Genomic DNA, 23,985 nt, shown 5'->3' on the forward strand with positions numbered 1-23,985 from the left:
TGTGATCAGGTTGCGGAAACCGCGCGCACCGCCTCGGCGACCACGGCGGCGAGCTGGGCCGGCGCGCCATCGGGAAGAGGGCTGCGGCCGAAACTGAAGCGCACGGATGTCTGTGCGATCTCGGCGGGGATGCCCAGCGCGATCAGCACCGGTGACGGCTCGTCGCTTCCCGCCGCGCACGCCGAGCCGCTCGATGAGATCACCCCGCGCCGCTCCAGTTCGAGCAGCACTGCCTCCCCGGCGGTTCCCGCGAAGGTGAAGCTCGCCAGGCCCGGAAGCCGGTGCTCGGGCGCGCCGGTCAGAGCGGCCTGCGGCACGGCATCCGATACCGCATCGATGAAGGCGGACGTCTGCGAGGCCACGCGCGACGCGTGCTGCGCGCGCTCGGCATCCGCGAGTTCCAGCGCCGCGGCTAGTGCCACCGCGCCCGCCACGTTCTCGGTGCCGCTGCGACGCCCGCGCTCCTGCCCGCCGCCGTGCAGCAACGGCTCCAGCGGGACCCGGGAGCGCACGGCCAGCGCGCCGATGCCCTTCGGGGTGCCCAGCTTGTGCCCGGCGATCGTGACGGCGTCGGCGCCGAGACCGCGAAGATCGACCCGTCCCGCCGACTGCACCGCGTCGACGTGCATCGGCACGCCGTGCTCGCGCGCGACCGCGACGAGGGAGCCGATCTCCTGCACGGTGCCGACCTCGTTGTTCGCGTGGCCGATGCTCACCAGTGCCGTGGGGCGCTCATCCAGCGCCGCCGCGAGGTCGTCCGCGCCGACGGCGCCGTGGCCGTCCACCGCCAGCATCCGCACCGCCACTCCGTGCAGCCGGTGCAGGTACGCGGCGGACTGCAGCACCGAGTCGTGCTCGATCGGCGTGGTCACCAGCGCGCGGCGCTGGGCGTCTTCCGCGAGCGCGGCCAGCACGATGCCTTTGACGGCAAGGTTGTTCGCCTCGGTGCCGCCGGAGGTGAAGATCACCTCGCTCGTGCGCATGCCCAGGCTCGCGGCGACCCGCTCGCGCGCCCGTTCCAGGGCCCGCGCGGCCTGCTCGCCCGCGCTGTGGTGGCTGGAGGGGTTGCCGTGCATGCCGACGAGGTAGGGGCGCATCGCCTCGAGCACCTCGGGGCGCACCGGCGTTGTGGCGGCGTGATCGAGGTAGAGCATGTCAGTCGATCCGCAGGTCGAGGCCGAGGTCCAGTGCGCGCGCCGAGTGGGTCAGCGCTCCGACGGAGATGACCTGCACGCCCGTCTCTGCGATCGCCCGGACGCGTTCCAGGCTCACCCCGCCCGATGCCTCAGCGACCGCGCGGCCGGCGATGAGCGCGACGCCCGCGCGCAGGTCCTCGAGCGAGAAGTTGTCGAGCAGCACGGTGTGCGCGCCGCCGTCGAGCACCTCCGGGATCTGATCGAGCCGGTCGACCTCCACCACAACGTGCGTGGTGTGCGGCAGGCGTGACAGCGCCGCGCGCAGGGCGGAGGCGAGATCGTGTCCGCTCTGACGCAGCACGGCGAGGTGATTGTCCTTGGCCATCACGGCATCCGACAGCGAGCGGCGGTGATTGCTGCCGCCGCCGGAGAGCACCGCGTGGCGCTCGAACTCGCGCAGTCCCGGCGTCGTCTTGCGGGTGTCGGCGATGCGCACGCCGGTGCCGGCGACCGCGTCGACGTACGCAGCGGTGAGGGTGGCGATGCCGCTCATCCGCTGGGCGAAGTTCAGCGCGACGCGCTCGGCGGTGAGCAGGCTGCGCGCGCTTCCGGCGACGGAGGCGAGCACGTCGCCGCGCTCGAAGCGCGCGCCGTCGGCGAGGCGCAGTCGCACCTCGACGCCGGGGTCGGTGAGTGTGAAGGCGGCGGCGAAGACGTCACCCCCGCTGAACACGCCGCCCTCGCGCGCGACGAGGTCGGCGGTCGCGTGGGCGTGCTCGGGCAGCAGGACGGTGCTGGTGATGTCACCCCAGGGCGCGTCCTCCTCGAGGGCGGCGCGAACGGTGCGGTGCAGGGCGGCGGGGGTGATCATGCGGCTCCGATCAGCGCGGGGGAGAGGCGGTGGTGTGCGCCGAGTGATTCGGTACGCGCGAGGGCGGCGGATGCCACGGCGCGCGCCACGGCGAGCAGGTTGGCGTCCTCCAGCCCGGCCGCGGTGTCGGTGGCTGGGGAAGTCCAGGTGTGCAGCTGCGCGACGGCATCCCGCAGTCCGTCCTCGGTGCGCAGCAGCCCGACCTGCTCCCACATCAGCCGCTGCATCCCCACCCGCCCCTCGCTCCGGTATGAGTTTCGGTCGCTTGGACGGCTCGCAGGCGGCACAAAGTCATACCGGAGCGAGGGGCGGGGGAAGGGCGCGGAGGGGAGAGGCGGGGAGGGGAAGGGCAAGGAGGCGGCGACGCGCGCGGCGAACACCGCCCCCTCGAGCAGCGAGTTCGAGGCGAGCCGATTGGCGCCGTGCACGCCCGTGCACGCGGTCTCGCCCACCGCCCACAGCCCCGGCAGCGATGTGCGCCCGTCGACGTCGGTCACCACACCGCCCATCAGGTAATGCGCGGCCGGCGTCACCGGCACCCTTTCATGGCGCCAGTCGATCCCGCGCCGGCGCAGCGCGGCGTCGATCGTGGGGAAGCGCTCGGCCAGCGAACCCCTCACGCCGGTCGCGTCGAGCAGCACCGGAGCACCCTGCCGCTGGGCCTGCCGGGCGACAGCGCGCGCCACGACGTCGCGCGGAGCGAGTTCGGCGTCCGGATGCTCGTCCAGCAGGAATCGGCGACCGTCGGCGTCGCGCAGCACCGCGCCCGCCCCGCGCACGGCCTCGGAGATGAGGAAGGGCGCCGCCCCCGCCAGCACGGTGGGGTGGAACTGCACGAACTCCAGATCCGCCGCCTGGGCACCGGCGCGCAGCGCCAGCGCGATCCCGTCGCCGGTCGTGCTCGACGGATTCGTCGTCTGCGCGTAGAGCTGTCCGGCGCCGCCGGTCGCGAGCACCACGGCGTCCGCCCGCAGAGTCTCGCCCCCGAGAAGGCGGATGCCGCGCACGCGCCCCTGCTCCACCAGCAGGTCGGCCGCCATGCAGCCCTCCCGCACGAGGACCGCCGACTCCCGCACACGCGCGCACAGCGCCGCCGAGATCGCCGCGCCGGTGGCATCTCCGCCCGCGTGCGCGATGCGCGCCCGGCTGTGCGCCGCCTCCAGACCACGCGACAGCTCTCCGGTCGGCGCACGGTCGAATCCGACTCCGGCGGCGACCAGGCCGGCGATCGCCGCCGCGGCGCCGCCTACCAGCGCCTCGACGGCCCGCGGATCACCGTGACCGTCGCCTGCCCGCAGAGTGTCCTCCGCGTGCAGAGCGGGAGAATCACCCGAGCCGTAGGCACCCGCGATGCCGCCCTGCGCCCACGCCGTCGCCCCGTCGCCGAGCGCGCCCTTGACGAGAAGAGTCACCGCATCGCCCCGCGCGACAGCTTGCAGCGCGGTGCTCAGCCCCGCGACACCGCCGCCGACGACGATGACGTTCATCGCGGCTTCGCCGCCAGCATCCGCTCGAGCGCGACCCGCGCGGGCGCGGCGACGTCGTCCGACACGGCGATGCGGTTCGGCCTGCGGCCGGCGACGAGCTCTTCCAGCACCCACGCGAGATATCCCGGGTGGATGCGGTACATAGTCGAGCACGGGCACACAACGGGGTCGAGGCAGAAGATCTCGTGCTGCGGATACTGCGCCGCGAGACGGCGGACGAGATTGATCTCGGTGCCGATCGCGAAGACCGCAGGCTCGGCGGCATCCGCGATCGCACGGCGGATGTAGTCGGTGGACCCCGCCTCATCCGCGGCGTCGACGACCTCCATCGGACACTCCGGGTGCACGATCACCCGCACTCCCGGATGCTGGGCGCGCGCCTGCGCGATCTGGTCGACTGTGAACCGGCGGTGCACCGAGCAGAACCCGTGCCAGAGGATCACCCGGCTCTCGCGCAGCTCGTCAGCGCCGGCCCCGCCCAGCGCGCGGTGCGGATTCCACAGCGGCATCCGCTCGAGCGGCACGCCCATCGCCTTGGCGGTGTTGCGCCCCAGATGCTGGTCGGGGAAGAACAGCACCCGCCGGCCCCGCGCGAACGCCCACTCCAGCACCGTCGCGGCGTTCGACGAGGTGCACACGATGCCGCCGTGCCGACCGACGAACCCCTTGATGACGGCAGAGGAGTTCATGTAGGTCACCGGGATGACCGGCAGCAGCCCCTCGGCATCCGGTCGGTCGAGCGGCCCGAGCACCTCGGCGAGCTGCTCCCAGCAGTCCTCCACCTGGTCGATGTCGGCCATGTCGGCCATCGAGCAGCCGGCTGCGAGGTTGGGCAGGATCACCCTCTGCTCCGGACGGGAGAGCAGGTCGGCGGTCTCGGCCATGAAGTGCACGCCGCAGAACACGATCGCCTCGGCATCCGGATGCTCGAGAGCGGCGTTGGCGAGCTGGAAGGAGTCGCCGACGTAGTCGGCGTGACGCACCACCTCCTCGCGCTGGTAGAAGTGCCCGAGCACCACGACACGATCGCCGAGTGCGTCCTTCGCGGCGCGGATGCGGGCGTCGAGCTCATCCTCGTCGGCCTCCCGATAGGCGGCGGGCAGCTCACCCTGGCGCGGGGCGCCGACGGGGATGACGTCGCCCATCGACGAGCCCGGACCGTACCCGGGCCGGATGTCGAAGTCCCAGGGCCCGGCGGCGAGGTCGGTCGCGCAGGTGGCATCCGTCGACGTGCCGGTCAGAATCGCCTGCAGGGCGTGATCGACCGACGGGTCGATCGTGCGCAGGGGAGAGGTGGGCATCGCAGCCGCCTTCTGGTCAATGTGACATTTACCGGTGCTCAGGTTATGTCACGGTGACCATAAGTGCAACGACGGATGCCGCCGGCGACCGCGCTCGCGGCCGCCCGCCGCGCCGCGGCCAGGTCAGCCGCGGGCGAGGTACCGGTACAGCCGGGCCGGACGGTGCTTGCCGGTGCGGAACGACTCGGTCGGCTCGAGCTCGTCGGAGCCCTCGAGCAGGCGACGGAAGTTCGAGGGGTCGAGGCGCTGGCCCAGCACCGCCTCGTAGACCTCGCGCAGCTCGGTGAGCGTGAACTCGTCGGGCAGCAGGCCCGCAGCGATCCGGCTGTAGCCGACCTTGTTGCGCAGCCGCCACAGCGCGTAGTCCGCGATGCGGTTGTGATCGAAGGCGAGCGGCGGGATCGCGTCGACGTCGAACCACTCCACGTTCTCGGGGGCGTCCTGGCCGGCGCGCTGCGCGTCGACGAGGTCGGAGCGCAGCAGCGCCCAGTACACGATCGCGATCGCGCGCGACGGCGACCGGTCGACGTCGCCGAAGGTGTAGAGCTGCTCGAGATAGCTCGGCTTCAGCGCGGTGGTCTCGGCGAGCGTGCGGGATGCGGCGGCATCCAGGTCCTCCGCGGGATCGAGCCATCCGCCCGGCAGTGCCCACGAGCCCAGGTGCGGTTCACGCGTGCGCCGCACCAGGGGGAGCATCAGGCGATCGCCGTCCTCGGCGGTGCGCAGCGAGAAGATGACGGTCGATACGGCGACGCGGATGGGGTCGCGCTCTGCGATCGGGCCACTCACATCGACGAGCCTAGACGGTATGCTGAGAGGCCTAATCGAATACAGGCCGTACGACCCGTGCGGGAGAGTCCGATGATCGCGATCGGACACCGAAGGAGCAAGCCTCCCCGCCAATCTCTCAGGTGCCCCCACCGTGCCGGTCCGGCCGCTCTGAAAAGCGATGCTCACGCATCCGCCGACGGTGAAAGCCCTCGTCCATCAGCTCCTCGAGCCGCTGGCGAGGGCGAAGCTCTCAGGCCCGATGACAGAGGGGGAGTTCCGAGGACGCCGGCGACGGCGTCCTGCCCGATCCCGACCGGGAGGACTCCGTGACCGAACTGCTCGAACCGCAGGGCGACAGCCCGCGCTACACCCCGCTGCGTGAGCGGCACGAGGCGCTCGGCGCCTCGTTCACCGACTTCGGCGGCTGGCAGATGCCGGTGCGCTACACCTCCGACCTCGCCGAGCACCGCGCGGTGCGCGAGGCGGCGGGGGTGTTCGACATCTCGCACATGGCCGAGTTCACAGTGCGCGGCACCGCCGCCGCCGCCTACCTCGATCACGCGCTCGCCGGGCGCCTGTCGGCGATGTCGACGGGCAAGGCGAAGTACTCGCTGCTGCTCGCCGAGGACGGCGGCATCATCGACGACGTCATCGTGTACCGACTCGCCGACGACGACTTCCTCATCATCTCCAACGCCGGCAACCGCGACGCCGTGCGCGAGGCGCTGCTCGACCGGGTGTCAGCCGTCTCGGGCGACGTCGAAGTGCTGGACGTCTCGGACGACTATGGGCTGATCGCCGTGCAGGGTCCGAACGCCGCCCGCATCGTGGCCGCGGTCGACGGCATCGACGACATCAGCGTGCCATGGGACGAGCAGAAGTACTACTCCTGGGCGCGCGCGACGTACAACGGCAAGCCGCTGCTGCTGGCCCGCACCGGCTACACCGGTGAGGACGGCTTCGAGCTGCTGGTGGATGCCGCCGACGCGCCGGCGCTGTGGGACGCCGTGCTGAGCGCGGGCACCGATCACGGGCTGGTGCCGGCCGGTCTGGCCGCGCGAGACACGCTCCGGCTCGAGGCGGGGATGCCGCTGTACGGCCACGAGCTCACCAGGCGGACCGTTCCGGCCCAGGCCGGCCTCGGTCGCGTCGTCGCCGCCGACAAGGACGGGTTCATCGGCAAGGACGCCCTGGCCTCCGGCGCCGCCGGCACCGGCGCGCACGCCGGGCGCACCTTGATCGGCCTGTCGGCGGAGGGCCGGCGCGCCGGACGCGCGGGCTATCCGGTCGTTCTCGAGGACGGCACCGTCGTCGGCGAGATCACCAGCGGAGCGCTCAGCCCCACGCTCGGCCACCCCATCGCAATGGCCTTCGTCGACGCATCCGCCGCCGACGGTCAGACCCCGTTGTTCCTCGATGTGCGGGGCACCAGGACCCCCGCGACCCCGACCGCCCTGCCTTTCTACCGGAGGAAGAAATGACCGATCTCAACACCCTGAAGTACAGCGAAGAGCACGAGTGGGTCGCCGCCGACGGCGCGACCGCTACGATCGGCATCACCGACTTCGCAGCCGACGCGCTCGGCGACATCGTGTTCGTCGAGCTGCCCGAGGTGGGCGCAGAGCTCAGCCGCGGCGACGTCTTCGGCGAGGCGGAGTCGACCAAGTCGGTTTCCGAGCTGTACGCGCCGGTCGACGGCAAGGTCGTGGCCGTCAACGACGCCGTGGTCGACGACCCGGCGTTGCTGAACTCCTCGCCCTTCGAGGACGCGTGGCTGATCAAGGTCGAGATCGCCGACGGCGCGCTGGACGGGCTGCTGGACCGCGACGGGTACGTCGCGCACACGAAGGCCTGAGCGTGACCGCATTCTCCGACCGTCACATCGGGGTCACCGCCGAGGCGCAGCAGCACATGCTCCGCACCCTCGGCATCGACCCGTCCAGTCCGCTCGAGCCCGACCTCGACGAGCCGATCGAGACGCTCATGCGCCAGGCGGTTCCGGCGGCGATCTTCACCGGCCCTTCGACCGGTGAAGCCGAATCAGCGATCCCGTCCGCGGCATCCGAGGCCGAGGCCCTGGCAGAGCTGCGCGCGCTCGCCGCGCGCAACACCGTCAACCGCCCGATGATCGGGCTGGGCTACTACGGCACCTTCACCCCGAGCGTCATCCAGCGCAATGTCCTCGAGAACCCGTCCTGGTACACGGCGTACACCCCGTACCAGCCGGAGATCTCGCAGGGCCGACTCGAGGCGCTCATCAACTTCCAGACCATGGTCGCCGATCTCACCGGCCTGTCGACCGCGAACGCGTCGATGCTCGACGAGTCCACGGCGGTGGCCGAGGGGATGCTGCTCGCGCGCCGGGCCTCGAAGTCGAAGTCGGACGTGTTCGTCGTCGACGCCGACGCCCTCCCGCAGACCAGGGCGCTGCTGGCGACGAGAGCGGATGCCGTCGGCATCCGCCTCATGGAGCGCGATCTCGCCGGCGGTGACGAGCTGCCCGAGGAGCTGTTCGGCGTCTTCGTGCAGTACCCGGGCGCGTCCGGACGGGTGTGGGATCCCACCGCCGTCTTCGACGCCGCGCACGTGGCGAAGGCCGTCACGGTCGCCGCCGCCGACCTGCTCGCCCTCACGCTGCTGCGCTCGCCGGGCTCGCTCGGCGCGGACGTCGCGGTGGGCACGACCCAGCGCTTCGGCGTGCCGATGGGCTTCGGCGGCCCGCACGCCGGATACATGGCGGTGCGCGCCGGGCTCGAGCGGCAGCTGCCCGGTCGCCTCGTGGGCGTCTCGCAGGATGCCGAGGGCCGGCCCGCCTACCGGCTGGCGCTGCAGACGCGCGAGCAGCACATCCGCCGTGAGAAGGCCACCTCGAACATCTGCACCGCACAGGTGCTGCTGGCCGTCATGGCGGCCATGTACGCGGTCTATCACGGTCCGGACGGGCTGCGCCGCATCGGATCGGAGGTCGCGGCCAAGACCGAGCTGCTTCGCGACTGGCTCGTCGAGGCCGGAGCGCGCGTCGAGCATGACGCGTTCTTCGACACCCTCACCGTGCAGGTGCCCGGTGGCGCCGAGGCCGCGGTCTCACGTGCCCACGACGCGGGCATCCTGCTGCGACTCGTCGACGCCGACACCGTCGGCATCTCCGTCGACGAGACGACGACGATCACCGACCTGCACCGCGTGGCGCTGGTGTTCGGCGGCAAGCAGGAGCGCGCGTTCGGCTTCTTCGGCGTCTCGCACGGCGCCCTGCCCGAGGCGCTGCTGCGCGACGACGAGTACCTGACGCACCCGGTCTTCCATGCGCACCGCTCCGAGACGGCGATGATGCGCTATCTCAAGCAGCTCGCCGACCGCGACTACGCGCTCGATCGCGGCATGATCCCGCTCGGGTCGTGCACGATGAAGCTCAACGCGGCGACGGAGATGGCGGCGATCAGCTGGCCGGAGTTCGCGCAGCTGCATCCGTTCGCCCCGCGCGAGGACGTCGAGGGCTCGCTCGCGATGATCGACCAGCTCGAGGCGTGGCTGGCGGAGGTGACCGGGTACGACGCGGTCTCGCTGCAGCCGAACGCCGGCTCGCAGGGCGAGCTTGCCGGGCTGCTCGCGATCCGCGGGTACCACCTCGCCAACGGCGACACGCAGCGCACGATCTGCCTGATCCCGTCCTCCGCGCACGGCACGAACGCGGCCTCGGCCGTGCTCGCCGGCATGAAGGTCGTCGTCGTCGCCTGCGACGAGCTCGGCAACGTCGACCTCGACGACCTGCGCGCCAGGATCGCACAGCACGCAGACGAGCTGTCGGCGCTGATGATCACCTACCCCTCCACGCACGGCGTGTACGAGCAGCAGGTGCTGGACATCACCTCCGCCGTGCACGACGCGGGCGGTCAGGTGTACGTCGACGGCGCGAACCTCAACGCTCTGCTCGGATACGCGCGCTTCGGCGACCTGGGCGGCGACGTCTCGCACCTCAACCTGCACAAGACGTTCGCCATCCCCCACGGCGGGGGCGGACCGGGCGTCGGGCCGGTCGCAGCCAAGGCGCACCTGGCGCCGTACCTGCCCGGGCACCCGCTGGCGCAGCGCGCCGAGCACGCGGGCGGCTACGTCTTCGAGGGCGGTCCGGTCTCGGGCGCTCCCTACGGGTCGGCCGGTGTGCTGCCGATCTCCTGGGCGTACGTGCGGATGATGGGGCCGGAGGGCCTGCGCGCCGCCACCGCGGCGGCGGTGCTGTCGGCGAACTACATCGCTGAGCGGCTGCGCGAGCACTACCCGGTGCTGTACACCGGTGAGGGCGGACGCGTCGCGCACGAGTGCATCCTCGACCTGCGACCGCTGCGGGAGGCGACGGGCGTGACCGTCGACGATGTGGCCAAGCGACTGATCGACTACGGCTTCCACGCGCCGACCATGTCGTTCCCCGTCGCGGGGACGCTGATGGTCGAGCCCACCGAATCCGAGGACCTGGCCGAGGTGGACCGCTTCGTCGACGCGATGATCCGGATCAAGGCCGAGGCGGATGCCGTCGCCGCGGGCACCTGGCCCGCCGACGACAACCCGCTGGTCGGTGCTCCGCACACGGCCGCCGCGCTCATCACGGGGGAGTGGGAGCACGCGTACAGCCGCGAGGTCGCCGCGTACCCGGTGCGTGAGCTGATCGCGACGAAGTACTGGCCGCCGGTGCGCCGGATCGATCAGGCCTACGGTGACCGCAACCTGGTGTGCGCCTGCCCGCCGATCGAGGCGTTCGCCTGAGCTGCTCGCCCGCGCGAGCACGCCCCCGCCGCATCTGCGGCGGGGGCGTTTCGGTTAAGGGTGAATAACAGTTGCTCTGTTGTGCTGGCGACATCGCCGAAGAGTCCTAGGATCGGAAGGGAGCGCGCTCGACGGCGAGCGCGTGCTTGTCCCGGTCCACAGGAGGACGCAGTGAAGCACAACAAGATCACACTCGCGGGCATCGCGCTGCTCGCGGCGGGTGCCCTGGCACTCTCCGGCTGCGCGAGCGGGGGCGACAAGCCCGACGCGGATAAGGGCTCATCGAGCGCCGACGCCAACGCGATCATCAAGGTCAACGGCTCTGAACCCCAGAACCCGCTGATCCCGACCAACACCAACGAGACCGGTGGCGGAAAGATCCTCGACTCGATCTTCTCCGGCCTGATCGGCTACGCAGCCGACGGCTCGGTGTTCAACGACGTGGCGGAGGACATCACCGTCGAGGACCCGCAGAACCTCACGGTCAAGCTGCGCAAGGGCCTGAAGTTCACCGACGGCGAGGAAGTGACCGCCGACAACTTCATCAAGGCGTGGAACTACGGTGCGCTGGCCTCGAACGCGCAGCTGTCCAGCTACTTCTTCGAGGACATCGAGGGCTTCAGCTACGACAAGGACTCCGAGCTGACCGGTCTGAAGCAGGTCGACGACCACACCTTCACCATCAAGCTCAACAAGCCGGCGTCCGACTTCGCGCAGCGCCTGGGCTACTCCGCCTACTTCCCGCTGCCCGACGCGGCCTTCGAGGACATGGACGCATTCGGTGAGAAGCCGATCGGCAACGGTCCGTACATGCTCGACGGCGACAGCGCGTGGAAGCACGACGTGGGCATCGACCTCGTCGTCAACCCCGACTACGACGGCCCGCGCAAGCCGGCCAACGGCGGCCTGAACATCGTCTTCTACGCCTCGCAGGACTCCGCGTACAACGACCTGCTCGGCGGCGACCTCGACGTGCTCGACGCCATCCCCGACTCCGCCTTCGGCAACTACGAGTCCGACCTGGGCGACCGTGCGGTCAACCAGCCCGCGGCCATCTTCCAGTCCTTCACCATCCCCGAGCGCCTCGAGCACTTCGGAGGCGAAGAGGGCAAGCTGCGCCGCCAGGCGCTGTCGATGGCGATCAACCGCAAGGAGATCACGGACGTGATCTTCCAGGGCACCCGCACCCCGGCCAGCGACTTCACCTCCCCGGTGATCGACGGCTGGAGCGACTCGCTCAAGGGCGCCGACGTGCTCGACTTCAACGAGAAGAAGGCCAAGGAGCTGTGGGCCGAGGCCGACAAGATGAGCCCCTGGAGCGGCACCTTCCAGATCGCGTACAACGCCGACGGCGGCCACCAGGCCTGGGTCGACGCCACCGTGAACTCCATCAAGAACACGCTCGGCATCGACGCGTCGGGCGCGCCGTACCCGACCTTCAAGGAGCTGCGCACCAAGGTCACCGATCGCACGATCGACACCGCGTTCCGCACCGGCTGGCAGGCGGACTACCCCGGTCTGTACAACTTCCTCGGACCGCTGTACGCCACCAACGCCGGCTCCAACGACGGTGACTACTCCAACCCCGAGTTCGACAAGCTGCTGGCGGAGGGCGTCTCGGAGACCGACCCCGACAAGGCCAACGAGCTCTACCAGAAGGCGCAGGAGGTCCTGCTGCAGGACCTGCCCGCCACCCCGCTGTGGTACTCGAACGTCGTCGGCGGCTTCGGCGAGGACGTCTCGAACGTGAAGTTCGGATGGAACTCCGTTCCGCTCTACGAACAGATCGAGAAGAAGGCGGAGTAACCCTTCGCGACGAGGCGGTGGTGTCCGCACCACCGCCTCGTCCTCTCTGCCCTCGAGGCGCGCCGAGCGCGTCTCGTACCCGAAGGGAGGCCGAGGGTGGCCTATTACATCCTCAGAAGGATCCTGCAGGCGATCCCCGTGTTCTTCGGAGCGACGCTGCTGATCTACTTCATGGTGTTCGCCATGCCCGGCGACCCGATCGCCGGTCTGTTCGGCGACAAGCAGCCCAACCCGGCCGTGCTCGAGCGGCTGCGTGCCGAGTACCACCTCGACGAACCGTTCCTGGTGCAGTACTTCTACTACATCGCCGGCATCTTCCGGCTCGACTTCGGCACGAGCTTCTCGGGACAGTCGGTCTCCGACATCCTCGCCCGCACCTTCCCGGTCACCCTGCGCCTCGCGGTGATGGCGGTGGGGATCGCCTTCGTGCTGGCCATCGTCATCGGGCTGTTCTCCGCGCTGAACAAGGGCGGACTTTTCGACAACTCGATGCTCGTGCTCGCACTGATCTTCATCGCCGTGCCGATCTTCGTGCTCTCGTTCCTCGCGCAGTACTTCCTGGGCGTGCAGCTCGGCTGGTTCAGACCCACGGTCGGCGGGCAGAACGACTGGAACGATCTGTGGCTGCCGGCGTGGGTGCTCGGCTTCAGCGTCTACGCCACCAGCATGCGCCTCACCCGTGCGTCGACCATCGAGACGCTCGGTCAGGACTGGGTGCGCACCGCCTACGGCAAGGGCCTCTCTCGCGGCCGCGTCATCCCGGTGCACGTGCTGCGGAACTCGCTGATCCCCATGGTCACCGACCTCGGCACGGTGTTCGGCGTGCTGATGGTGGGCGCGACGGTGACCGAGGCCATCTTCAACGTCCCCGGCGTCGGCAACACCCTTTACCAGGCGATCATCCGCGGCGAGAATCCCACGGTCGTCTCGTTCGTGACGGTGTTCGTCGTCGTGTACGTGCTCGTCAACCTCGTCGTGGACCTCATCTACGGCCTGCTCGATCCGAGGATCCGCTATGTCTCGTCGTGACCCGCACCTGGAGCACTACGTCGCGCCGGTCGACACCACCTCGGTGCCCGTCGACGTCGTGCGCATCGACCCCAAGCCCAGCAACCTGTGGCTGGATGCCTGGCGCGATTTGCGCCGTCGGCCGCTGTTCTGGGTCTCCACGGCCTTCGTCCTGCTGGTGATCGTCGTGGCGCTCGCGCCCACGCTGTTCACCCAGGTGCCGCCGAACCTCGGCTGCCAGCTGGCCAACAGCAACGGCGGTCCGGAGTCCGGGCATCCGATGGGCTTCACCCGCCAGGGCTGCGACGTGTACTCGCGCGTCATCTGGGGCACGCGCACCTCGCTCTCGGTCGGCGTGCTCGCCACCGTCATCAGCACGGTGCTGGGCATCATCATGGGCGCGCTCGCCGGCTTCTACGGCGGCTGGCTCGACTCGCTGCTCTCGCGCGTGGGCGACATCTTCTTCACGATCCCCTACATCATCGCGGCGATCGTCGTCATGTCGGTGCTGCCCGATCGCAATGTGATCGTGCTCGCCCTCGCGATCGGCGGGTTCGCCTGGGCATCCACGGCACGCATCATGCGCGCCGAGGTGCTGCGGGTGAAGCAGTCCGACTTCGTGATGGGCGCCGAGGCCGTCGGCATGTCCCGGTTCCGGACCCTGCTCGTGCATGTGCTGCCCAACGCCATGGCGCCGGTGATCGTGGTGGCCACCCTGTCCCTCGCCGGATCCATCGTCGCGGAGGCCACTCTGTCCTTCCTCGGCGTCGGACTCGGCAGCGGGACCATGTCGTGGGGACTGGACATCGGCAACGCCCAGGTCACCATCCGCACCGCGCCGATGGCGCTGTTCTGGCCGTCGCTGGCGCTGACCCTCACCGTGCTGGCATTCGTCACACTCGGCGAGCTGCTGCGCGACGCCGTCGACCCGAAGGCGAGGGCCCAGCGATGAGCGAACCGCTCCTCCGTGTACGCGATCTGAAGGTCGCGTTCCGCAGCGACAAGCAGGACCGGGAGGTGCTGCACGGCATCAGCTTCGATCTGCTCGCCGGCGAGACCCTCGCGATCGTGGGGGAGTCCGGCTCGGGCAAGTCCACCACAGCCGCCGCGATCATCGGACTGCTGCCGGGCAACGGCCGCGTCACCGGGGGCAGCATCGCCCTGGACGGACGCGAGCTGACCACGGCCAAGCGCGCCGAGATGGAGCACATCCGCGGACGCGAGATCGGCTACGTGCCGCAGGACCCGATGTCGAACCTCAACCCGGTGTGGTCGATCGGCTTCCAGGTCAAGGAGGCCGTGCGCGCCAACGGCCTGGCACAGGGGCGTCAGGAGGTGCACGACCGCGCGGTCGAGGTGCTGCAGCAGGCCGGCCTCGCCGACGCCGAGCGTCGTATGCACCAGTTCCCGCATCAGTTCTCGGGCGGTATGCGGCAGCGCGCTCTGATCGGCATCGGCCTCGCGGCCGATCCGCAGCTGCTGATCGCCGACGAGCCGACCAGCGCGCTGGACGTGACCGTGCAGCGGGTGATCCTCGATCACCTCGCGAGCCTGACCGCGGAACGGGGCACCTCGGTGCTGCTGATCACCCACGACCTGGGGCTCGCCGGCGACCGCGCCGACCGCATCGTCGTGATGAACCAGGGCGAGATCGTCGAGGCCGGACCCAGCGCCGACATCCTCACCAACCCCCGCCACCCGTACACTCAGCGACTGGTCGCCGCGGCGCCGAGCCTCGCCTCCAAGCGCATCGGGATCAGCGCCCGAACCGTCGACGAGCCGGTCGCGGATGCACCGGCTGTCGTCGAGGTGCGCGACCTGGTCAAGGAGTACTCGATCCGCACCGGCGGCCTGCGCAGCGAGAAGTTCCTCGCCGTCGACGGCGTCTCGTTCTCGATCCCGCGCGGCAAGACGCTCGCCCTGGTGGGCGAGTCGGGATCGGGCAAGTCCACCGTGGCGAAGATGCTGCTGCAGCTGGAGAAGACCACCAGCGGCGAGATCCTCATCGACGGCGAGGCGACCAGCACCATGTCGCGCGCTGAGGTGTTCAAGCTGCGCCGGCGCATGCAGCCGGTGTTCCAGGACCCGTACGGCTCGCTCGACCCGCTGCGCAGCATCGGCAGCCTCATCAGTGAGCCGCTGCACGTGCACGGCATCGGCACCCGCGACGAGCAGCACAAGCGTGTGCTCGAGCTGCTCGATCAGGTGGCGCTGCCGCGGCAGCTCAGCGAGCGATACCCGAACGAGCTGTCGGGTGGTCAGCGTCAGCGCGTCGCGATCGCGCGGGCGCTCGCGCTCAAGCCCGACATCGTCGTGCTCGACGAGGCGGTCTCGGCGCTGGACGTGCTCGTGCAGGATCAGATCCTGCACCTGCTCTCCGACCTTCAGGACGAGCTGGGTCTGACCTACCTGTTCATCACGCACGACCTCGCGGTCGTGCGCGTGGCGGCCGACCTCGTGTGCGTCATGGAGAAGGGTCGCATCGTCGAACAGGGCACGGTGGATGCCATCTTCACTGATCCCAGCGAGGACTACACCCGTCGCCTGCTCGACGCGATCCCCGGCGCATCGCTGCCGCTCGGCGGCGCCACGCTGTGACCTCGCCGCGGTCGCGCGCGTCGCGCACGCCCGCCGCGCTGCGCAACCTCGGCGGCACGGTGCTGCTCGTGATCTGCGCGGTGATCGCGGCGGTGCTGGTCGTCGACGCGGCGCTGCGGGCGGGCGTGGGGGAGGCGCTGCTCGTCGCGCCGTGGCCGCTGCTCGTGCTGTGGAGCGTTCACGTCGTCGGCGTCGCCTCACGGGTGCGGCTGCGGCCGGGGGGAGTGTTCGTGCAGAACCTGCTGCGCACGACCTTCGCGCCGTGGGTGCGGGTGCGCGGCATCCGGATGGGCTGGCAGCTGCAGATCTCCCTCGACGACGGCACTCGCATCGACTGCCTCGGCGGTCCCGCTCGGCGGCGTCCGCAGCGGCTCGGGCCGGGACGCACGAAGGAGGATGTCTCGGGCGATGCGGATGACGCGGTCGCTGCGCTGCGCAAGGCGCAGCAGGCGGCGAGCACGGAGGCGTCCGATGGGCGCATCCGACGCGGCTGGGATCTGCCGGCTATCGGCGTGCTCGTCGTGCTCGTCGTCTGGGCCGGCATCGCGGTGCTGCTCACCCGCTGACCGACGGGCTCAGCCGGGTAGGCCGAACAACGCCGGCCACGTCGCGGCCGCCCACGGGTAGCCCACGAACGCTGCGGCGTCGATGAGGAAGTGAGCGATCAGGAACGGCAGCAGCCGCCGCGAGCGGATGAACAGCCAGCCGAACAGCAGGCCCATGGCGAGGTTGCCGACGAACGCGCCCGGCCCCTGATAGAGGTGGTAGCTCGCGCGCAGCACGCTCGTCGCGATGACGATCGGCCACGCGCCCCAGCCCAGCTGTCGCAGCCGGGCGAACAGGTAGCCGAGCACGACGAACTCCTCCTGGATCGACGCGCGCGCCGCGGACAGCAGCAGGATCGGCACCGTCCACCAGTGCGCGTCGAGTCCGGCCGGGTCGACGGCGACGAACCAGCCGAGAGCGCGGCCCGCCAGGTAGAGCCCGATGCCGGGGATGCCGATAGCGAGCACCAGTGCCGCACCCCACCCGATGTCGCGCGCCGGTCTCGCACCGTCGAGCCCGAGCATGCCAAGACGCGGCCGGCGCGATCGCCAGAGCAGGAAGCACACCAGCAGCGCCGGCACGACCCCGAATCCGATCGAGAGCAGCTGATAGACGAAGTCGAACACCTCGCGGTCGCTCCGGGACGGATTGAGCGTCGCGGTCTGGTCGGCGAGCGGAGTGACGTCGGTGAGCCGGTAGATCAGCTGCACGACCGCGTACACCGCGGACTGCCCGAGCCCCAGCGCGAGCACGAGGGCGATCTCCCACCACAGTCTCGTCCGTCGCACGCTTCCGATGCTAAGGCCTGTTCCCAGGCGGCATCCGCGCCCGTACGCTATTCTGGAACGTCGCTCTCGTTCATTCGGCACACGCGGCACCCCATCTCACACCAAATCCGCATTGGACTTCTTGAATGGCGCACGCCCTCCGCTCTGACCTCCGAAACGTCGCGATCGTCGCACACGTCGACCACGGCAAGACCACGCTCGTCGACGCCATGCTCCGTCAGACCGGCTCGTTCGGCGAGCACGCGCACGTCGAGGAGCGCGCGATGGACTCCAACGACCTGGAGCGCGAGAAGGGGATCACGATCCTCGCCAAGAACACGGCGATCACGTACAACGGCGAGCACACTGAGGTGCCGGTGACGATCAACGTCGTCGACACCCCCGGGCACGCCGACTTCGGCGGCGAGGTGGAGCGCGCCCTGTCGATGGTCGACGGCGTGGTGCTGCTCGTCGACTCCTCCGAGGGACCGCTGCCGCAGACCCGCTTCGTGCTGCGCAAGGCGCTCGAGGCGAAGCTGCCGGTGATCCTCCTGGTGAACAAGACCGACCGCGGTGACGCCCGCATCGCCGAGGTGGAGGCCGAGGCGCAGGACCTGCTGCTGGGCCTGGCATCCGATCTCGTCGACGACGTGCCCGACCTCGATGTCGACGCCCTGCTCGACGTACCCGTCGTCTACGCGTCCGGGCGTGCCGGCGCGGCCTCGCGCAACCGCCCCGCCAACGGCGAGCTGCCCGACAACGACGACCTCGAGCCGCTGTTCCAGGCGATCCTCGAGCACGTGCCGGCTCCGTCGTACGATGACGAGGCGCCGTTGCAGGCGTGGGTGACGAACCTCGACTCCTCGGCGTTCCTCGGTCGCCTCGCCCTGCTGCGCGTGTTCAACGGCACCCTGAAGAAGGGTCAGACCGTCGCCTGGGTGCGTCAGGACGGCACGACCCAGAACGCCCGCATCACCGAGCTGCTGATGACCAAGGCGCTCGAGCGCTATCCGGCCGAGTCCGCCGGCCCCGGCGACATCGCGGTGATCGCCGGCTTCGCCGACATCATGATCGGCGAGACCATCGCCGATCCCGAGGACGTACGCGCGCTGCCGCAGATCTCGGTCGACGAGCCGTCGATCTCGATGACCATCGGCACGAACACCTCGCCGCTGGTCGGCAAGGTCAAGGGACACAAGCTCACCGCCCGGATGGTGAAGGACCGCCTCGACCGCGAGCTGATCGGAAACGTGTCGCTGCGCGTGAACGACATCGGACGCCCGGACGCGTGGGAGGTGCAGGGCCGCGGCGAGCTGCAGCTCGCGATCCTCGTCGAGAACATGCGGCGTGAGGGCTTCGAGCTGACCGTCGGCAAGCCGCAGGTGGTCACCCGCAAGGTCGACGGCAAGGTGCACGAGCCGTACGAGCACCTCACCGTCGATGTGCCCGAGGAGCACCTCGGCGCGGTCACGCAGCTGATGGCGAACCGCCGCGGTCGCATGGAGAACATGATCAACCACGGCACCGGCTGGATCCGCATGGAGTTCATCGTGCCCTCGCGCGGCCTCATCGGCTTCCGCACCGAGTTCCTCTCGATCACCCGCGGCACCGGGATCGCCAACGCGATCTCGCACGGCTACGGCGAGTGGGCGGGCTCCATCGTCGCCCGTCAGAACGGCTCGATCGTCGCCGACCGCTCGGGCGTGGTGACGCCGTTCGCGATGATCGCCCTGCAGGAGCGCATGTCGTTCTTCGTGAAGCCGACCGAAGAGGTCTACGAGGGCATGGTCATCGGCGAGAACTCGCGCGCCGACGACATGGACGTCAACATCACCAAGGAGAAGAAGCTCACCAACATGCGCTCCTCCACGGCCGACACCTTCGAGTCGATGACGCCGCCGCGCATCCTCTCGCTCGAGGAGTCGCTCGAGTTCGCGCGCGAGGACGAGTGCGTCGAGGTCACGCCCGAGGCGGTGCGCATCCGCAAGGTGATCCTCGACCAGACCACCCGCGGCCGGGAGGCGTCGCGACTCAAGCGCCAGGACGCCAACGTCTGAGCTGAGCACGGGCCGCGTCCGACAGCGACGATCGCAGGCCGAATCGAACGAGGATCCCGGTGCCGCCGGGGTCCTCGTTCGTGTCGGGGTCCCTTTCGGACGCAGGTGACGAAGATAACGAACGCATAACACATCTTCCCGAGTGCACAGCAGCGGTTTTCCCGGCGGGTGACCACCTCACATCCAGGTGGGTGCGGGCTTTCGCCCAGGTGGCGGGTTCAGGCTTGATTCTCGTGCCCGGGACACCGCGCTCCCGATGAGCGAGCCCCGCAGAGGGTCCGGGCGGTCGACCACCCGAAAGTCGAATCCCATGCTTCATACCCGTAATACCCGTGCGTCCCAGCGTCTCGCCGCTGTGGCAACCGCACACACACGCATGCGCCGTCCGTTCCTCGGCGTCGCGATCGGCGCAGTGCTCGCCGCGTCGGCCGCCGGCGGCGTCGTCTTCGCGCCCGCCGCCCTCGGTGCGGTCCCCTCCGAGCAGGCCCTGCAGCAGGCGGCGGACGCCACCCACAGCGGCGAGATCGCGCTCGTGAACGCGCAGGCCCTCAATCATGTCGTCGCCGAGACGGACGTCCCGCTCCCCGCCGAGACGAGCAGCGTCGACCTCGCTGATCTGAAGAAGAGCGTCCGTGTCCTCGCGCACGCCGACGAGCTCAGCGCGGAGGAGGTCGCCGATCGCACCGCCGACGTGATCCTCGGCACCGTGATCGTGCAGTCGCGCACCGCGGACCTGCAGGACGACCTCACCGCCGCGAAGGAGGCCGAGGCCGCTCGCGTCAAGGCCGAGCAGGAGCGCATCGCCGCCGAGGAGGCCGCGAAGAAGGCCGAGGAGCAGAAGCGCCGGGCCGCGGAGGCGCTGGCCGCGGTCAACACGCCTGAGGGGGCCAAGCAGACCGCCCGGCAGATGGCGGCCGAGCGCTACGGCTGGGGCGAGGGCGAGTTCTCCTGCCTGGCGCAGCTGTGGACCAAGGAGTCCGGCTGGAACTACCAGGCGTACAACAACGACGGCGGAGCGACCGGCATCCCGCAGGCGCTCCCAGGAGACAAGATGGCCACTGCGGGCGCCGACTGGCGCACCAACGCCGCCACCCAGATCGCGTGGGGCCTCGGCTACATCGACCGCGCCTACGGGTCGCCGTGCGCGGCGTGGGGGCACTCGCAGGCCGTCAACTGGTACTGATCGGTCGAAACGCGCCGGATGCCGGTTCAGCGCAGCTCTGAGATGAGCACGGCGCTGGTGCCCGGCATCCGCGCTTCGAACACGTGCGGGGCGTCACCGGCGTACGACAGGTAGTCGCCGGGGTGCAGCAGCTGCGGGTCGTCGTCAGGACCGACCAGCGCTCGACCGCTCACCAGCACGACGTGTTCGGTGGTGCCGCTGCGGTGCGGCACGGACCGGCGCGGTTCACCCGGCTCGGCCTGGATGAGGTAGATGTCGCGCCGCGTGCCCGGCGCCGCCGCCGAGAGCAGTGTGGCGGCGTACGGGCTCGCGGCGGAGGGCACTCCGGTGTGCTCGCCGAGCCGGATGAGCCGCGCCGCGGGCGCGCGCTCCTCGACCAAGGTGGCGAACGGCACGCCGAGAGCGTCGCCGATCGCCCACAGCGTCTCCACGCTGGGGTTGCCAGAACCGCTCTCCAGCTGGGAGATCGTGGCCTTCGACACGCCGGCGCGGCGTGCGAGCTCCGAGACCGACAGCGCGGCGGCCTCGCGCTCGCGACGCAGGGAGCGGGCGAGACGTTCACGCAGATCCATGCGTTCAGTATGTCAAACGACCGTTCGATTTGACTGAATGATGAAGACTGTTCAGAATCATGATCATGCGTTCAACAGAGCGAACAGAAGAGCAGCGCGCCGCCGCGGAGGTGTGGCGCGAGGGGTTGGGCGTCGCGCTGGCCACGAGCGCGTACGGCGTCTCATTCGGGGCGCTCGCGGTGGCATCCGGTCTGGACGTCTGGCAGACCTGCGTGCTCAGCCTGCTCATGTTCACCGGAGGATCGCAGTTCGCCTTCATCGGCGTGCTCGGCGCGGGCGGCGCTGCCGCTCTGCCGTCGGCGGTGGCCTCCGCCGCGCTGCTCGGGGTGCGCAACGCGGCGTACGGCATGCGGATGTCGTCGTTGATCGGCGCCGGCTTCTGGCGTCGCACCGCCGCCGCCCACGTGACGATCGACGAATCCACCGCCGTGGCGCTCTCGCAGAGCGAGCCTCGGCACGCGCGACGCGGGTTCTGGGTGACCGGTCTCGGCGTCTTCATGGGCTGGAACCTGATGACGCTCGCCGGCGCCCTGCTCGGCGACGTGCTGGGGGACCCGAAGGCGTGGGGACTGGATGCCGCGGCGGCGGCCGCATTCCTCGCCCTGCTGTGGCCGCGTCTGCGGCAGCGGCAGGCGATCGCGGTCGGAGTGGCGGCGGCCGTCGTCGCCGCAGGGCTGACACCGGTGCTGATGCCCGGGCTTCCCGTGCTCGTCGCCGCCCTGGTCGCGGTTGTGGTCGGCTGGTTCAACTGGCTGGGGCGCGCCGATGCCGCCGGTGCCGGCACCGCGAGCCGGCACGTCGGCGTGGGGGAGCGGGTATGAGCGTGTGGAGTGCCGTGCTGCTGGCGGCGTGCATCTGCACGGCCATGAAGATGATCGGCTATCTGGTACCCGCGCGGCTGCTCGAGGCGCCTCGACCTGCCCGCATCTCGGATCTGCTCACCGTGGCGCTGCTCGGTGCCCTGGTCGCTGTGCAGTCCCTCGGCGCCGGGCAGGCGGTACTGGTCGACGCGCGGCTGCCCGCGGTGCTCGTCGCGGCGGGTCTGCTGTGGCTGCGCCAATCGTTCCTCGTTGTGGTGTTCGCCGCCGCGGCGGTCGCGGCGCTGCTGCGGCTGCTCGGATGGGCGGGCTGAGGCCGCACGCCGCCGTGGCGGTGTGAGCGCGCATTAGGCTGACTGCGTGCGCAGAATGCTCTCCCGAGGCCTCTCCTGGCTGGCCGCCGCTCTCGTCGGGGCGGTCTACGGCGTCGCGGCCACCATCGCGCACAGCTTCACCCTCGGCCCGGTGCCGCTGGGCATGATCCTCGGTGCAGTGGCCTGTGCGGCGCTGCTCATCGCGCTGCGCACGCTGACCGGCGATCGCTGGGCAGCCCTCGCCGCCGGCCTCGGCATGATGGCACTGCTGCTGACGATCTCGCAGCGCGGCCCCGGCGGCTCGATCATCGTGCCCAACACAGTGCTCGGCAACGTGTGGATGTACGTGCTCGCCGGCATCGTGGTGCTGGTCGTCGCATGGCCTGACCTGTCGCGGCTGCGCGCGCTGTCATCCGGTGCGCCGGACGAGCGTCGCCGAGGGGTCGTAGACTGAACACGTGACGTACGTGATCGCTCTTCCCTGCGTCGATGTCAAGGACCGCGCCTGCATCGACGAGTGCCCCGTGGACTGCATCTACGAAGGCGAGCGGATGCTGTACATCCATCCGGACGAATGCGTGGACTGCGGCGCCTGCGAGCCCGTCTGCCCCGTCGAGGCGATCTACTACGAGGACGACCTTCCCGAGGAGTGGGCCGACTACTACAAGGCGAACGTCGAGTTCTTCGACGAGATCGGCTCTCCCGGCGGCGCCTCCAAAGTCGGCGTGTACGACTTCGACCACCCCATCGTCGCTGCGCTGCCGCCACAGGGGCAGTGAGTGGGAGTCCGGGACCTCGCGGACTACCCGTGGGACACGGTCGCTCCGTACCGTGAGCGCGCCGCCCGGCATCCGGACGGGCTCGTCGATCTCTCCATCGGCTCGCCGGTCGACTCGACGCCCGAGGTGATCCGCCGGGCGCTCGCCGAGGCGACCGACGCCCACGCCTACCCGCAGACCGTCGGCACCGCGGATGTGCGCGACGCGATCGTCGACTGGTACGCGCGTCGTCGCGGCGTGCCCGACCTGACCCCGGCGAACGTGATGCCGACGATCGGCTCCAAGGAGCTCGTCGCGCTGCTGCCGCTGCTGCTCGGCCTCGGGCCCGGCGATCTCGTCGTGCACCCGCGCGTCGCCTATCCCACCTACGCGGTGGGCGCGGCCGTCGTGGGCGCGCGGGCTCTGGCGGCTGACGATCCCGCGGAGTGGCCGGAGGGCACCAAGCTCATCTGGATAAACACCCCCGGCAATCCTGACGGGCGCACCTGGAGCGTCGACGAGCTGCGTGCCGCCGTGCGCCGCGCGCGCGAGATCGGTGCGGTGCTCGCCAGTGACGAGTGCTACGCCGAACTGGGCTGGGACGGACCCTGGGCGCACGAGATCATCCCCTCGGTCCTCGACCCGCGGGTCACCGGAGGCAGCCGCTCCGGGCTGCTGAGCGTGTACTCGCTGAGCAAGCAGTCGAACCTGGCCGGATACCGTGCGGCGTTCATCGCAGGGTGCGCGCACCTGGTCGGCGACGTGCTCGCCGCGCGCAAGCATCTCGGTCTCATGCCGCCCGCACCCGTGCAGCACGCGATGGCTGTCGCGCTACGCGATGACGAGCACGTCGCAGCCCAGAAGCAGCTCTACCGCGCGCGTCGCGAGGTGCTGCTGCCGGCGCTCGAGCGCGCCGGGTTCCGCATCGACGGGTCGCACGCGGGACTCTACCTCTGGGCGACCGAGGGACGCGACGCGTGGGACTCGATGGGGCGGCTCGCGTCGCTCGGCATCCTCGCCGGCCCGGGTCACTTCTACGGCGACCACTCCGCGCAGCATGTGCGTCTGTCTCTCACCGCCCCGCTCGAGCGCGTGCAGCAGGCCGCCGCGCGGCTGGTGGCCCCGCGCCCCTGATCGACCGTCTTGTGGCTGGCATGCGGTCGGAGCGGTGATCTCTTGGCGGATGTCACAGTAGGCCGAGTGCGCGACTAGGCTGTAGTGGCGATGGAGTCGC

The 23,985-nt window shown here is 70.3% G+C and carries 22 protein-coding genes and 2 riboswitches; of the genes, 15 read left to right on the forward strand and 7 right to left on the reverse strand.

Annotated features, from left to right (window positions below):
• Nucleotides 1-5 precede the first annotated feature (5 nt).
• The 5 genes from WFG93_RS09175 to WFG93_RS09195 all read right to left on the reverse strand — a co-directional run bounded on the left by WFG93_RS09175 (nt 6) and on the right by WFG93_RS09195 (nt 5,584).
• Entirely contained in the window at nt 6-1,154 is a 1,149-nt protein-coding gene (locus WFG93_RS09175) for a cysteine desulfurase family protein (protein WP_336646023.1), read from the reverse strand.
• 1 nt (nt 1,155) lies between these two features.
• Entirely contained in the window at nt 1,156-2,007 is an 852-nt protein-coding gene (gene nadC, locus WFG93_RS09180) for a carboxylating nicotinate-nucleotide diphosphorylase (RefSeq protein WP_336646024.1), read from the reverse strand.
• Entirely contained in the window at nt 2,004-3,494 is a 1,491-nt protein-coding gene (nadB, locus tag WFG93_RS09185) for an L-aspartate oxidase (protein ID WP_336646025.1), read from the reverse strand. Before nadB ends, nadC begins: the two co-directional genes overlap by 4 nt.
• Entirely contained in the window at nt 3,491-4,795 is a 1,305-nt protein-coding gene (nadA, locus tag WFG93_RS09190; RefSeq protein WP_336646026.1) for a quinolinate synthase NadA, read from the reverse strand. Before nadA ends, nadB begins: the two co-directional genes overlap by 4 nt.
• Before the next feature lie 123 nt (nt 4,796-4,918).
• On the reverse strand, nt 4,919-5,584 hold the full coding sequence (locus WFG93_RS09195; protein ID WP_336646027.1) for an NUDIX hydrolase: 666 nt from the start codon (nt 5,582-5,584) through the stop codon (nt 4,919-4,921).
• Nucleotides 5,585-5,634: 50 nt separating this feature from the next.
• A riboswitch (glycine riboswitch) is annotated at nt 5,635-5,728 on the forward strand.
• 1 nt (nt 5,729) lies between these two features.
• Nucleotides 5,730-5,839, forward strand: a riboswitch (glycine riboswitch).
• A gap of 53 nt (nt 5,840-5,892) precedes the next feature.
• On the opposite strand from WFG93_RS09195, the gene gcvT reads away from it, so the two are divergent.
• From gcvT to WFG93_RS09235, 8 genes are all read left to right on the forward strand, one after another.
• Nucleotides 5,893-7,047 (forward strand): glycine cleavage system aminomethyltransferase GcvT, encoded by a 1,155-nt coding sequence (gene gcvT / locus WFG93_RS09200; protein ID WP_336646028.1) that lies wholly within the window; start codon nt 5,893-5,895, stop codon nt 7,045-7,047.
• The gene (gene gcvH, locus WFG93_RS09205; RefSeq protein WP_336646029.1) at nt 7,044-7,421 is read left to right on the forward strand and encodes a glycine cleavage system protein GcvH; all 378 of its coding nucleotides are present in this window, start codon (nt 7,044-7,046) and stop codon (nt 7,419-7,421) included. Before gcvT ends, gcvH begins: the two co-directional genes overlap by 4 nt.
• A gap of 2 nt (nt 7,422-7,423) precedes the next feature.
• Entirely contained in the window at nt 7,424-10,324 is a 2,901-nt protein-coding gene (gene gcvP / locus WFG93_RS09210) for an aminomethyl-transferring glycine dehydrogenase (RefSeq protein WP_442928253.1), read from the forward strand.
• 171 nt (nt 10,325-10,495) lie between these two features.
• Nucleotides 10,496-12,130, forward strand: coding sequence for a peptide ABC transporter substrate-binding protein (locus tag WFG93_RS09215; RefSeq protein WP_336646030.1), 1,635 nt, complete (start codon nt 10,496-10,498; stop codon nt 12,128-12,130).
• A 96-nt stretch (nt 12,131-12,226) separates the two neighbouring features.
• On the forward strand, nt 12,227-13,159 hold the full coding sequence (locus WFG93_RS09220) for an ABC transporter permease (protein WP_336646031.1): 933 nt from the start codon (nt 12,227-12,229) through the stop codon (nt 13,157-13,159).
• Nucleotides 13,146-14,090 carry an ABC transporter permease gene (locus WFG93_RS09225; RefSeq protein WP_336646032.1) on the forward strand — a complete coding sequence of 315 codons (945 nt, stop codon included), beginning with the start codon at nt 13,146-13,148 and terminating at the stop codon, nt 14,088-14,090. Before WFG93_RS09220 ends, WFG93_RS09225 begins: the two co-directional genes overlap by 14 nt.
• Complete coding sequence (locus WFG93_RS09230; RefSeq protein WP_336646033.1) at nt 14,087-15,736, forward strand: ABC transporter ATP-binding protein; 1,650 nt, start codon at nt 14,087-14,089, stop codon at nt 15,734-15,736. The genes WFG93_RS09225 and WFG93_RS09230 overlap by 4 nt, the downstream gene beginning before the upstream one ends.
• Complete coding sequence (locus WFG93_RS09235) at nt 15,733-16,302, forward strand: PH domain-containing protein (protein ID WP_336646034.1); 570 nt, start codon at nt 15,733-15,735, stop codon at nt 16,300-16,302. The genes WFG93_RS09230 and WFG93_RS09235 overlap by 4 nt, the downstream gene beginning before the upstream one ends.
• Nucleotides 16,303-16,311: 9 nt before the next feature.
• On the opposite strand, the gene WFG93_RS09240 is transcribed toward WFG93_RS09235, so the two are convergent.
• Complete coding sequence (locus WFG93_RS09240; RefSeq protein WP_336646035.1) at nt 16,312-17,070, reverse strand: CPBP family intramembrane glutamic endopeptidase; 759 nt, start codon at nt 17,068-17,070, stop codon at nt 16,312-16,314.
• A 125-nt stretch (nt 17,071-17,195) separates the two neighbouring features.
• Here WFG93_RS09240 and typA point away from each other — a divergent pair, with 125 nt between their 5' ends.
• Nucleotides 17,196-19,106: a translational GTPase TypA gene (gene typA, locus WFG93_RS09245; protein WP_336646036.1), complete on the forward strand. Its 1,911-nt coding sequence runs from the start codon at nt 17,196-17,198 to the stop codon at nt 19,104-19,106.
• Nucleotides 19,107-19,461: 355 nt separating this feature from the next.
• Complete coding sequence (locus tag WFG93_RS09250; RefSeq protein ID WP_336646037.1) at nt 19,462-20,289, forward strand: phospholipase; 828 nt, start codon at nt 19,462-19,464, stop codon at nt 20,287-20,289.
• 26 nt (nt 20,290-20,315) lie between these two features.
• Here the strand turns inward: WFG93_RS09250 and WFG93_RS09255 are convergent, their stop codons facing one another.
• Nucleotides 20,316-20,861, reverse strand: a complete 546-nt coding sequence (locus WFG93_RS09255; protein WP_336646038.1) for a helix-turn-helix domain-containing protein — start codon at nt 20,859-20,861, stop codon at nt 20,316-20,318.
• 65 nt (nt 20,862-20,926) lie between these two features.
• Here WFG93_RS09255 and WFG93_RS09260 point away from each other — a divergent pair, with 65 nt between their 5' ends.
• Genes WFG93_RS09260 through dapC form a run of 5 tightly spaced genes read left to right on the forward strand, consistent with a single transcriptional unit; the run spans nt 20,927 to nt 23,885 of the window.
• Nucleotides 20,927-21,682 (forward strand): AzlC family ABC transporter permease, encoded by a 756-nt coding sequence (locus WFG93_RS09260; RefSeq protein ID WP_336646039.1) that lies wholly within the window; start codon nt 20,927-20,929, stop codon nt 21,680-21,682.
• Nucleotides 21,679-21,993, forward strand: a complete 315-nt coding sequence (locus WFG93_RS09265; RefSeq protein WP_336646040.1) for an AzlD domain-containing protein — start codon at nt 21,679-21,681, stop codon at nt 21,991-21,993. Before WFG93_RS09260 ends, WFG93_RS09265 begins: the two co-directional genes overlap by 4 nt.
• Nucleotides 21,994-22,048: 55 nt before the next feature.
• Nucleotides 22,049-22,447 carry a histidinol dehydrogenase gene (locus WFG93_RS09270; RefSeq protein ID WP_336646071.1) on the forward strand — a complete coding sequence of 133 codons (399 nt, stop codon included), beginning with the start codon at nt 22,049-22,051 and terminating at the stop codon, nt 22,445-22,447.
• Nucleotides 22,448-22,451: 4 nt separating this feature from the next.
• Nucleotides 22,452-22,772 carry a ferredoxin gene (gene fdxA, locus WFG93_RS09275; RefSeq protein WP_336646041.1) on the forward strand — a complete coding sequence of 107 codons (321 nt, stop codon included), beginning with the start codon at nt 22,452-22,454 and terminating at the stop codon, nt 22,770-22,772.
• Nucleotides 22,773-23,885: a succinyldiaminopimelate transaminase gene (dapC, locus tag WFG93_RS09280; RefSeq protein WP_336646042.1), complete on the forward strand. Its 1,113-nt coding sequence runs from the start codon at nt 22,773-22,775 to the stop codon at nt 23,883-23,885.
• Nucleotides 23,886-23,985: the final 100 nt, after the last annotated feature.

The organism is Microbacterium sp. USHLN186, assembly GCF_037145155.1.
Taxonomy (GTDB): domain Bacteria; phylum Actinomycetota; class Actinomycetes; order Actinomycetales; family Microbacteriaceae; genus Microbacterium.